6 protein-coding genes and 4 tRNA genes are annotated in these 11,073 nt (G+C 58.8%); 3 read left to right on the forward strand and 7 right to left on the reverse strand.

Features of this window, described 5'->3' with window-relative positions:
- The first annotated feature begins 26 nt into the window (after window positions 1-26).
- Window positions 27-1,622, forward strand: a complete 1,596-nt coding sequence (gene ahpF / locus ACQ4WS_RS16000) for an alkyl hydroperoxide reductase subunit F (RefSeq protein WP_436477802.1) — start codon at window positions 27-29, stop codon at window positions 1,620-1,622.
- Window positions 1,623-1,688: 66 nt separating this feature from the next.
- Here ahpF and ACQ4WS_RS16005 read toward each other — a convergent pair whose 3' ends face one another.
- The 6 genes from ACQ4WS_RS16005 to ACQ4WS_RS16030 form a co-directional block, all read right to left on the reverse strand.
- Window positions 1,689-2,036 (reverse strand): CzcE family metal-binding protein, encoded by a 348-nt coding sequence (locus ACQ4WS_RS16005; protein WP_436477804.1) that lies wholly within the window; start codon window positions 2,034-2,036, stop codon window positions 1,689-1,691.
- Between the two features lie 399 nt (window positions 2,037-2,435).
- Window positions 2,436-2,512 (reverse strand) — tRNA-Asp (locus ACQ4WS_RS16010).
- A gap of 57 nt (window positions 2,513-2,569) precedes the next feature.
- A tRNA-Val gene (locus ACQ4WS_RS16015) sits at window positions 2,570-2,645 on the reverse strand.
- Window positions 2,646-2,863: 218 nt separating this feature from the next.
- Window positions 2,864-2,940, reverse strand: a tRNA-Asp gene (locus ACQ4WS_RS16020).
- A gap of 54 nt (window positions 2,941-2,994) precedes the next feature.
- A tRNA-Val gene (locus ACQ4WS_RS16025) sits at window positions 2,995-3,070 on the reverse strand.
- Window positions 3,071-3,168: 98 nt separating this feature from the next.
- Window positions 3,169-5,322, reverse strand: coding sequence for a S9 family peptidase (locus ACQ4WS_RS16030; RefSeq protein ID WP_436477806.1), 2,154 nt, complete (start codon window positions 5,320-5,322; stop codon window positions 3,169-3,171).
- 142 nt (window positions 5,323-5,464) lie between these two features.
- Here ACQ4WS_RS16030 and dinB point away from each other — a divergent pair, with 142 nt between their 5' ends.
- Together dinB and ACQ4WS_RS16040 are read left to right on the forward strand one after the other, a co-directional pair.
- Entirely contained in the window at window positions 5,465-6,646 is a 1,182-nt protein-coding gene (dinB, locus tag ACQ4WS_RS16035; protein ID WP_436477808.1) for a DNA polymerase IV, read from the forward strand.
- Between the two features lie 116 nt (window positions 6,647-6,762).
- Window positions 6,763-7,659, forward strand: a complete 897-nt coding sequence (locus ACQ4WS_RS16040; protein ID WP_102120956.1) for a recombination-associated protein RdgC — start codon at window positions 6,763-6,765, stop codon at window positions 7,657-7,659.
- 135 nt (window positions 7,660-7,794) lie between these two features.
- Here the strand turns inward: ACQ4WS_RS16040 and ACQ4WS_RS16045 are convergent, their stop codons facing one another.
- On the reverse strand, window positions 7,795-10,533 hold the full coding sequence (locus ACQ4WS_RS16045; protein ID WP_436477811.1) for a TonB-dependent receptor: 2,739 nt from the start codon (window positions 10,531-10,533) through the stop codon (window positions 7,795-7,797).
- Window positions 10,534-11,073 lie beyond the last annotated feature (540 nt).

Consider the following 11,073-nt stretch of genomic DNA (forward strand, 5'->3'; position numbering starts at 1 on the left):
AAATATTTGTAAAGGAAGAAAAAATCATGTTAGATGCAACCCTCAAAATCCAACTGAAATCCTACCTGGAAAAAGTGGTGTATCCGCTTGAGTTGGTCGCTTCTCTCGATGACAGCGCAAAAGCCCGCGAGATGAAGGAATTGCTCCAGGAGATAGTCCTGTTGAGCGACAAGATCACGCTGGTCGAGCGCCTTGACGCTGGCGTACGGGTCCCGTCATTCAGCATCAACCGTGCAGGCTCCGACATCGGCGTGCGTTTCGCCGGTGTGCCGCTGGGCCACGAATTTACCTCGCTGGTGCTGGCGCTGCTGCAAGTGGGCGGCCACACCATCAAGTTCGACGAGGCCGTGATCGAGCAGATCCGCAACCTCGACGGCGATTACGAGTTTGAAACGTTTATTTCGCTTTCCTGCCATAACTGCCCGGAAGTGGTGCAGGCATTGAATGCCATGGCCGTGATCAATCCGCGCATCAAAGTCACCACCATCGATGGCGGCGTGTTCCCGAAAGAAGTCGAAGCGCGCCAGATCATGGCTGTGCCGATGATGTTCCTGAATGGCCAGCACTTTGGCCAGGGCCGCACGAATGTCGAGGAAATCCTCGCCAAGCTCGACACCAACGCCGGCGCACGCCAGGCGGAAGCTTTGAGCAAGAAAGACGTCTTTGACGTACTCATCGTCGGCGGCGGCCCTGCCGGCGCGGCAGCGGCCATCTACGCGGCCCGCAAAGGCATCAAGACGGGCGTGCTGGCCGAGCGTTTCGGCGGCCAGACCCTCGACACCATGGCCATCGAGAATTTTATTTCCGTCAAGGAAACGGATGGTCCGAAGTTTGCCATGGCGCTGGAACAGCACGTCAAGACCTATGACGTCGACATCATGAACACCCAGCGCGCCAGCAAGCTGACGCCAGGCAAGCTGATCGAGATTGAAACGGCGAATGGCGCCATCTTGAAAGCCAAGACCGTCATCCTGGCCACCGGCGCCCGCTGGCGCGAAATCAACGTGCCGGGCGAGAAGGAATACCGCAACCACGGTGTCGCCTACTGCCCGCACTGCGATGGTCCCTTGTTCAAGGGCAAGCGCGTGGCCGTGATCGGTGGCGGCAACTCGGGCGTGGAAGCGGCAATCGACCTGGCCGGCCTGGTGAAACACGTGACCCTGATCGAGTTCGGCGCGGAACTGCGCGCCGATGCGGTGCTGCAACGCAAGCTGCACAGCCTGCCTAACGTGAGCGTGATCACCTCGGCGCAAACCACCGAGATCCACGGCGACGGCAAGATCGTCAATGGCCTGAGCTACACGGATCGGGTCAGCGGCGAATCGAAAAAGGTCGAGCTGGAAGGCGTCTTCGTGCAAATCGGCCTGGTGCCGAACACGGAGTGGCTGAAAGGCACACTAGCGCTGTCGCGCCACGGCGAAATCGAAGTGGACGCCCGCGGCCAGACCTCGATCCCCGGCGTGTTTGCGGCCGGCGACGTCACCACGGTGCCGTACAAGCAGATCATCATCGCCACCGGCGAAGGCGCCAAGGCAGCCCTGTCCGCCTTTGACCACCTGATCCGCTCGGATGACGAGGAAGTGGTCGAAGAGTCCGCAGCCAAGGAAGCGCTGACGGCGTAAGCTGTCCTGCCGTAAAAAAACCGGAACGCCGCAAGGTGGTTCCGGTTTTTTTATGGGCGCAGGAAATCAGCTGCCCGCGTACAGGGGATTGCCGGCCACATACACCTGCACGCCATCGACGGGCATGTCCTTCGGCGCGATGTCGCTCAGGGCGAAGACGGTCCTGTTGCTGAAAGTTTGCACGTGCCACGTAAAACGCTGGCCGGCGCGTGCGATGGTGACGGTTTCGCCGCGCGTGACGTTGATGTGGCGGGTGTCGGGCTGCAGCTCGATGCTGCGCTGCGCGGCGGCGTGCGGGGCGCTGCTGCCATAGTCGGCGGCCGTGCCCGTGGGGCCGGCCGCGATGGCCGAGGCGGCGAAGGCGGCGAAGGCGGCGCACAACATCGCCAGGGCGCTGCGGTGGGTGTTCAACATATTAATCTCCAAGAATAAGCCTGGCGCACTGAATAAGCGCGCCGTTTTATGGTGGTGGTGGCACCGGGATCACCGGATTTTGCAACACGGCATCGTAAGCTGTCCTTGGTCGATCTGCAAAGCTGTATTTCCTGTCTATATTTCCACCGTGGCCGCCAGCGGCACGTCCGGCGCCAGGCAAGGATGGACAGGACGACGAGGACGACACGCCCGCGCGCCGTGAGGCTGAGCAAGCCCGGCAAGGCAGGAGCGGCAGAGTCAGGAGGCGGGCTGATTCTAACAGCCGGGGTCAGCCCCCCGGATAAGTTAGCTCTGAAGTTGACGTTGGTGGTGTTGAGAATCTGACCCCACAATGGGAAAAGCCCTTCGGTTCAGAGAACCAAAGGGCTTTTCTTTTATTGGCGGAGCGGACGGGACTCGAACCCGCGACCCCCGACGTGACAGGCCGGTATTCTAACCAACTGAACTACCACTCCAAGCTCGTATGATCTGTGTTGCTGATCCATGAAGCACTGGATAATTTTCTGTATTGGTGGTGGGTGCTGAGAGGCTCGAACTCCCGACCTACGCCTTGTAAGGGCGCCGCTCTACCAACTGAGCTAAGCACCCGCATACCCAGAAAACTATCCCGACGTTTGTCACCACGTCTGGAAGAGGCACTATTATAGGGGGCGCTTTCCCACTTGTGCAACTATTCTTGAGGGTTAACAGCAGTTTTTTTGCTGAAAAACGCAAAAATGTTCGGAGAGAGGGAGGACTGGCGCTTTTTCTGCTTCTGAAATGGGAAAAGCCCTTCGGTTCAGAGAACCAAAGGGCTTTTCTTTTATTGGCGGAGCGGACGGGACTCGAACCCGCGACCCCCGACGTGACAGGCCGGTATTCTAACCAACTGAACTACCACTCCAAGCTCGTATGATCTGTATTGCTGATCCATGAAGCACTGGACAGTTTTCTGATTTGGTGGGTGCTGAGAGGCTCGAACTCCCGACCTACGCCTTGTAAGGGCGCCGCTCTACCAACTGAGCTAAGCACCCGTTGCTTGTCTCAGAAAACCATCCCGACGTTTGTCACCACGTCTGGAAGAGGCGCTATTATAGGACGGGCGAAATCCTTCTGCAAGCGCTTTTTTCCATTATTCCGTGATATTCCACTGGGACAGCATCCACGCCATATTGAATGCGTTCTCGGCGATGGCGTTATAGCGGCCCGACGCGCCGCCGTGGCCGGCGCCCATATTCGTTTTCAGCAACAAGGGATTGCTGTCCGTTTTATGCGCGCGCAGCTTGGCCACATATTTCGCCGGTTCCCAGTACATGACCTGGCTGTCGTTCAGGCCCGTCGTCACCAGCATGGCTGGATAATTCTTGCGTGCAATGTTGTCGTAGGGCGAGTAGCTGAGCATGTAATCGTAGGCCGCCTTCTGGTTCGGGTCGCCCCATTCCAGGTATTCACCCGTCGTCAAGGGCAGACTGGCGTCCATCATGGTGTTCATTACGTCGACAAACGGCACGGCCGCATGCACGGCGTGGAACAGATCGGGGCGCATGTTGACGACGGCGCCCATCAGCAAGCCGCCCGCGCTGCCACCCTGGATGATCAGGCGGTTCGGGCTGGTCCATTTTTCGCGCACCAGGTAGTCGGCGCTGTCGATGAAGTCATTGAAGGTGTTTTTCTTCTTCATCAGCATGCCGTCCTCATGCCAGGCTTCGCCCATGTCGGTGCCGCCGCGGATATGCGCCTGCGCATAGATGACGCCACGGTCCAGCAGGCTGATGCGGCTGATGGCAAAACTGGCTTCCGTGGAAATGCCATACGAGCCGTACGAATACAGCAGCAGCGGCGCGGAACCGTCGAGCTTGACGCCTTTCCTGTAGACGACCCACAGCGGCACTTGCACGCCATCGCGCGCCTTCACCCACAGGCGCTGCGTGGTGTAGCGGCTGCCGTCAAAGCCGCCGACGATTTCCTGCTGCTTCAGCACCGTGCGCTTGCCGTCTTGCATGTTGACGTCGATGACGGTGGGCGGCGTGACGGGCGACTGGTAGGACATGCGAAATTGCGTGGCGGAAAATTCCGGCGTGCCGGCCGCCGTGGCAAGGTAGACGGGGTCGTCGAACTGCACCGTCTTCCAATTCTTTTGCGCAAAATCAAAGATGCGCGCGCGGTTCAGGGCGCGCGCCTTTTCCATCACCACCAGGTAGCCCTGGAAGACGTCGATGGACTGGATCACGGCATCCTTGTTGTGCGGCACGACGCTCTTCCAGTGTTTCGGCTGCGGCGCAGACAATGGCGCGCTGACGACGCGGAAATTCTTCGCCTCCTTGTTGGTGAGAATATACAGCTGGCCGTCGCGGTGCTCGATGCCGTAGCGGTGACCCTTTTCGCGTTTCAGCACGGACTGGAAACTGCCTTGCGGCTTGCTCGTTGGCAGCAGCAGCACTTCGCTGGTATCCGTGCTGCGCGCGGTGAGCACAAAGTAGCGCTGGTCGCGCGTGCGGCTCACGCCGATGGCGAACTGTTCCACCGGCTCGTGGTAGACCTGCTGCGGCGTGCCGCCCAGGGCCAGACGGAACAATCGGTCCGCGCGCTTGGTGGTGGCGTCTTCTTGCGTCAGCATCAGGGTGGCATTGTCCGCCGCCCAGGCCAGGGACGTGACACGCGGCATGCTATCGCCCAACAACTTGCCCGTCTTCAAATCCTTGACGTGCAGTTCGTACTGGCGGAAACCCGTCGTGTCGGTGGTGTAGGCCAGCAGCTGTTCATTCGGGCTGATGGCAAACGCGCGCACGGCAAAAAATTTGTGGCCTTCGGCCAATTGATTCTGGTCCAGCAGGATTTCCTCAGCCGCCTGCGCATCATAGGCGCCACCCGCGCCGACTGGGCGGCGGCAGTGGATAGCGTATTGCTTGCCCGCTTCCGTGCGCGTGTAATAGTAGAAATTGCCCTGGCGCGCAGGCACGGACAAGTCCACTTCCTGCATGCGTCCCTTGACTTCCGCAGTCACCTTGTCGGCCAGCGGCTGGATCGGGGCCGTGACGGCGGCTGTGTAGGCGTTTTCCGCATTCAGGTAATCAATGACGGCAGGATCGGTTTTCTTTTGCAGCCAGCGGTAGTCGTCCGTGACGACCGTGCCGTGGCGCGTTTCTTGCCAGGCCGTCTTGGCGGCGACAGGTGCGGTGGCAGTGGCGGCGGCCAGCGCGGATGGCGCCAGCGTGGACAGCAGCAGGGCCGGCAGGATGGATGACCAGACGGACCGGCGGCGCGCAGCGTGATGGGTGATGGACAAGGCGACTCCTTTGAATAGTTGTGTCAGGATTGTAATCTTGTCATTGAGAAAAGCAACTGCGGTGCGCGTGCGTTTCAACTTGCATCCATGGGCATTTCCAGCGATACTGTATATAACTACAGTATCTTGCCGCGAGGTGTCCTTGACCGCATCTGCCTCCCCACTTCCCGAGCCACCCGCCCGCCGCTGGATAGCCCACCTGGACATGGACGCCTTCTTCGCCTCCGTGGAACTGTTGAAATATCCGGAGTTGCGCGGCGAAGCCGTCGTCATCGGCGGCGGGCGCTTGCAGCAACCGGTGCTACAGATTGACGGCACGCGGCAGTTTGCGCGCATGCGCGATTACGTGGGGCGCGGCGTCGTCACCACCTCGACGTATGCGGCGCGTAAGTTTGGCGTGTTTTCCGCCATGGGCATCATGAAGGCGGCCAAGCTGGCGCCCGACAGTATTTTGTTGCCAGCCGATTTCGAGGCTTACCGCGAGTATTCGGCCCGCTTCAAGCAAGCCGTGGCCCAGTTGTGCCCCATCATCCAGAACGTGGGCATCGATGAAATCTATGTCGACCTGACCGAATACGGCGAGCAGGCGCCGGCCATGGCGGCGCGCCTGAAGGCGGCCGTGTTCGAGGCGACGGGCCTGTCGTGCTCGATCGGCCTGGCACCGAACAAATTGCTGGCGAAAATCTGTTCTGACCTGGAAAAACCCGACGGGCTCACCATGTTGTCGCCCGAGGATATCGAAACGCGCGTGTGGTCCTTGCCGGCGAAAAAGATCAACGGCATCGGCCCGAAGGCGACGGCCAAGCTGGAAGCGCTGGGCATTATTACCATCGGCGAGCTGGCCAGGGCCGACATGGCCATGCTGCGCACGCAGTTTGGCGACCTGTACACGGGCTGGCTGCGCCAGGCGGCGCTGGGCCTCGATGATCGCCCCGTGCAGACGAGCCGGGAAACCAAGTCCGTCAGCCGCGAAACGACGTTCGAGCGCGACTTGCAGGTGGTGCGCGACCGCGCCACCCTGTCGGAAAAGCTGGAAAGCCTGTGCACGCGCGTGGCGGGCGACCTGGATAAACAGTCGCTGGCGGGGCGCACGGTGGGCATCAAGCTGCGCTTCGAGGATTTCAGCACCGTCACGCGCGACATTACCTTGCCCAGCGCCACGGCGGACGCGGCCGCCATCCTGCGCGCCAGCCGCGATTGCTTGCGGCGCGTGCCATTTGAAAAGAAAATCCGCCTGCTGGGCGTGCGCATCTCGACCCTGTGCGACCCGGCCATCGTGACGCGCCAGGTTCCCGCCCAGGCCGAGTTGTTCCCGGCCCTGTAGCAACGTTTCCTGTAAGACACATACCGCGCCAGACCGCGCTTTTGACGGCATTTTCATGTCGAAAGTGTAGAATGGCGTTCCCCTGGCACTACTGAAACAAACGGAAGACAAAAACTATGTGGTTCAAGAATCTTCAGATTTACCGCCTGCCCGCACCATGGGCCTATACGCCAGAACAACTGGAAGAGGCCTTGTCCTCGAACAAATTTACGCCGGCGACCAGCATGGATCTGATGCGCCAGGGCTGGGATACGCCACGCCCGAACGGCGGCCTGGTCCATGTGGTCAACAAGCAGATGCTGATCTTGCTGGGCACGGAAAAGAAACTGTTGCCAGCGACCGTCATCAACCAGGTGGCCAAGGCCCGCGCTGCCGAGATGGAAGAAGCGCAAGGCTTTGCCCCTGGCAAGAAAGCCATGAAAGAATTGAAGGAGCGCGTGGCCGACGAGTTGCTGCCGCGCGCCTTCAGCATCCGCAGCAACGTCTGGACGTGGATCGACCCCGTCAATGGCTGGCTGGTGGTCGATGCCGCCAGCCCGGCAAAGGCCGATGAAGTCATCAAGCTGCTGTTGAAAGCAGTCGACAAACTGCCGCTGGAAAGCCTGCGCGTGCAGCGCTCGCCGGTGGCGGTGATGACGGAATGGCTGCAGGCCGACGACGCGCCGGCCGGCTTTACGGTCGACATGGATACGGAATTGCGGGCAACGGGCGAAAGCAAGGCCACCGTGCGCTACGTGCGCCACACCCTGGAAGCGGACGACGTGCGCCGCCACATCGCGGCCGGCAAGCAATGCACGCGCCTGGCCATGACGTGGAACGACAAGATTTCCTTCGTGCTAACCGAATCCCTGGCCATCAAGAGCGTCAAGCCGCTGGACGTGATCAAGGAAACGGAATCGAGCACGAAGAACGACGACGAGCGTTTCGATGGCGACGTGATGCTGATGACGGGCGAGCTCGCCAAGCTGATGGCCGACGTGGTGGAAGCACTGGGTGGCGAAGCGACTGCATAAAAGCAGTTATACAGGTACGGAAAAGGAGCTGCGGCTCCTTTTTTTCGTCTGTGCATGGTGCCAGGCGCGGCATTAAAAAAAGGGCCTTGCAGTTGCAAGGCCCTTCGCCATTCAGTTCAGATTGACAGAGTCAACTTAGAACTTGATTTGGCCCGTGATGTAGAACGAACGCATCATTGGATCGGCGTAGCGTGGGTCGAAGCCAACCTGGTGGCCCGACGACGTGCGCAGGGACAGCGGTGGTGCGCGGTCAAACAGGTTTTTGATACCAGCGCGGATCGACTTCTTGCTGTCGAACACATAACGACCTTGCCAGTCGATGGTGGTGTACGAAGGCACGGCCAGGCGGATTTTTTCCAGTTTCCGGGTCGCTGCGTCCATTACCTCGGCCGAAGCGTCGGTATAGCCGTTACGGTAGCTGATGATGACGCTGTTGGTCAGCTTGCCCGATTCCAGGCTCAGGTTCAGCTTGGCCAGGTTACGGAACGTGACTGCATCGGTGATACCGAAGTAGTTCATGTTGGTTGTCCACTGGTCCTTGGTACCTGGCACGGTGTAGTCGGCCTTGAGCATATGGGTGCCGCTCAGGTTCGCCGTGAAGTTGCCGAAGTCAAAGCGCTTGCGTGCCGTCATGTCCCAGTCGATACCGCGGTTATGCGTTTGGCCGATGTTCAGCGACAGCGACTTGAATGCATAGTAGGTATTGCCGGTCGATGGTTCGGTGTAGGTGCCGAACAGGTCGCGGTACAGGCTTGGGTTGTTGAAGGCCTGGGATTCGCTCACTGCCGAAACCGCATCGGTGATCTTCACATCCCACAGGTCGGCACCGAACGAGAATGCCGAGCTTGGCTCAATACGGAAACCGACGGTGTACTGTTTCGATTTTTCCGGTTTCAGGTTTTCGTTACCACCAGCCAATTGGTTGTACTGGGTTGCTGGCGGACGGCACATGGCATCGCCTGGGAACGGGCAGTTCCATGGTTTTGCGGTGAAGCCGTTGTTGACCAGGGGCTGGCCGATGTCCAGCATGCTTGGCGCCTTGAAGCCCGTGCCGTAGGAGCCGCGTACCAGCAATTGCTGGATTGGCTGCCAGCGTGCCGTCACTTTATAGGTGTTGGCGCTTTGGTCTTTACCGATGGACTTGTTGACGACACCGTTGTCGATCTTCGTCACGGTATCGTAACGGCCGGCCAGGCTCACTTCGATCGTTTTGGTGATTGGTGCCAGCAATTCGGCAAATACACCATAAGTCTCGCGGGTCAGGTCGTAACGTGGCGACGTGTTGAAGTTGTAGATCGTGCTGGTGCTGGCGCCGGCGCTTGGCGATTGCTCGTAGTTGTATTCACGATAGTCGCCACCGATACCGATGTTAGCCTTGCCGCCTGGCAGTGAGAACAGTTCACGCGAACCGTGTGCGTCGATGCCGCGCATGGTGGTCGATGCCGTACGGATCGAACCGTTGAATTGGGAGCTATTGATCAGCTTTTGCAGTTCTGGCGATGCGCTGCCGGCTGGCAGGAACGGGTTGAACTGAGGATTTCGCTGCATCGCGACGAAGTCGGCGTTCTTGGCGTAACCGCCAACATAGCGCTCGTCGATCGCGTTTTGCGACCAGGTCAGGGCCGATTCCACGTTCCACTCGCCCACTTCGCCTTCTACGCCAACCACAAAGTGCTTGGTGTCGGTGATGGTGTTGCTGGCGCGGGTGCCCCAGTCGACCATGCGGTAGTTGGCGGTGACGGTCTTGACGTCCGCTTGCTGCGCTGGCGTCAGGCTAGGCTTGACGTAGGTGTTGTACAGGGCGCTATCTTTGGCGATCGTGATCGGCACCGGGTTGGCGGCGATACGCGCGGTCAGGTCGTAGCGCGACAGGGCAACTTCGGCAAACGCATTCAGGTTTTCCGTCAGTTTGTAGGTGCCGCGTGTGAACAGGCTGTCGCGTTTCGATTCTGGAACGATTTCAACCGTCGAGCCGCCGTCGAAGCCGCAAGCCTGGTTATTGTTTGCCATGACGTAGTTGCTTGGCGCGCAACCACCTTTGTTTGCTGCCAGGTATGGGCTGAACGTGACTGGCAGCGTGTTCTTGTCCTTGAACGCGACCGTGGCGTTGGCCGGTGCCGTCGAGGAGCTGGTGCGGTCGTAGATGTAGTTCTTGCCGCCGTAGCTGACAGGAATGTACGACGAACGGGCGAACTTGCGGTCCGTTGCCTTCAGTTTCGACTGCTCGTCGTGGCGGTACGATACCAGCACGTTGAAGCGGTCTTCGTCCAGATCGCCGAAGCCATAGGTGACGTTGGTGTTCCAGGCGTTGCCGCCTTTATCTTCCGGGCCGCCGTAGGTGGCTTCCAGGGTGCCGCCTTGGACGTTTTTCTTCAGGATGAAGTTGATGACGCCGGCAATGGCGTCCGAGCCGTACAGGGCCGAAGCGCCGTCGGTCAGGATCTCGACGCGTTCAACCGCGCTCATCGGAATGGCGTTCAGGTTGACGGAGGTGCCCGAGCCTTGTGGCGCGATACGGCGGCCGTTCAGCAGGACCAAGGTGTAACTTTCACCGATGTCATGGATCGACGCGCTGGTGCGGCCACCCGAGTTGGAACCGGCGGCAACGGCGCCGATGGTGAAGCCTTGCATTGCTGGCAGGCTTTGCACCAGATCAGCAACGGTGGTGGCGCCGGTACGGGCGATCGCTTCTTGCGTCAGGCGCTGCACTGGCAGTGCACCTTCGACGGCGATACGCTTGATACTCGAACCGGTAATTTCAACTTTTTGAATTGCTTCGTCCGCCATTGATTGGCCAGAGAACAAGACGCTACCTGCCAGGACGGTCAGGGCCAGGCGTACGCTGCGCACGCCAATTTTTTCTTTAAATGCCATTGTAACAATTACTCCGTAGTAGTTTTAATAACGACAAGCAGTACACGAGCACGTATCAAGCCATCGGATAGAGGGCTAGCGGTGCTCATGTACGGTAGGCGGAACCACGTCGGTGGGAGGTGGAAGACTACTTAGCGCAATATTGTTATAAATGCACTTATGACTTGTCGAGGCAAACATTATGTCGTCTCAGCAAGAAAAAATGCACCTCAACCGTGTCGGATTTGGCAATAAATTATAGATACAGAAGAATATTTAATTTAAATGTTAAATTGCAGTCTTATATTTATTAATATCGTCGTTTTTAAAAATGATCAATGGCGTTTTTTTACAACATAAAATTATTGTATTGGCAATTGAATGTTTTACCTGCAATAATTCGAGGAAAACTGTTGCTTTGCAGAATTTGCGAAAGGTAAAAAAAATCGAGTAGGGGGCTGAGTTACCTCAGCCGCCCTCTCACACCACCGTACGTGCGGTTCCGCATACGGCGGTTCATTTCACAAGCTGGAAGCGCTGCTGGGTGTCCAGCAGCGAAAC

Origin of the sequence: Janthinobacterium leeuwenhoeki (assembly GCF_051380795.1) — a bacterium.
Lineage (GTDB): Bacteria > Pseudomonadota > Gammaproteobacteria > Burkholderiales > Burkholderiaceae_D > Janthinobacterium.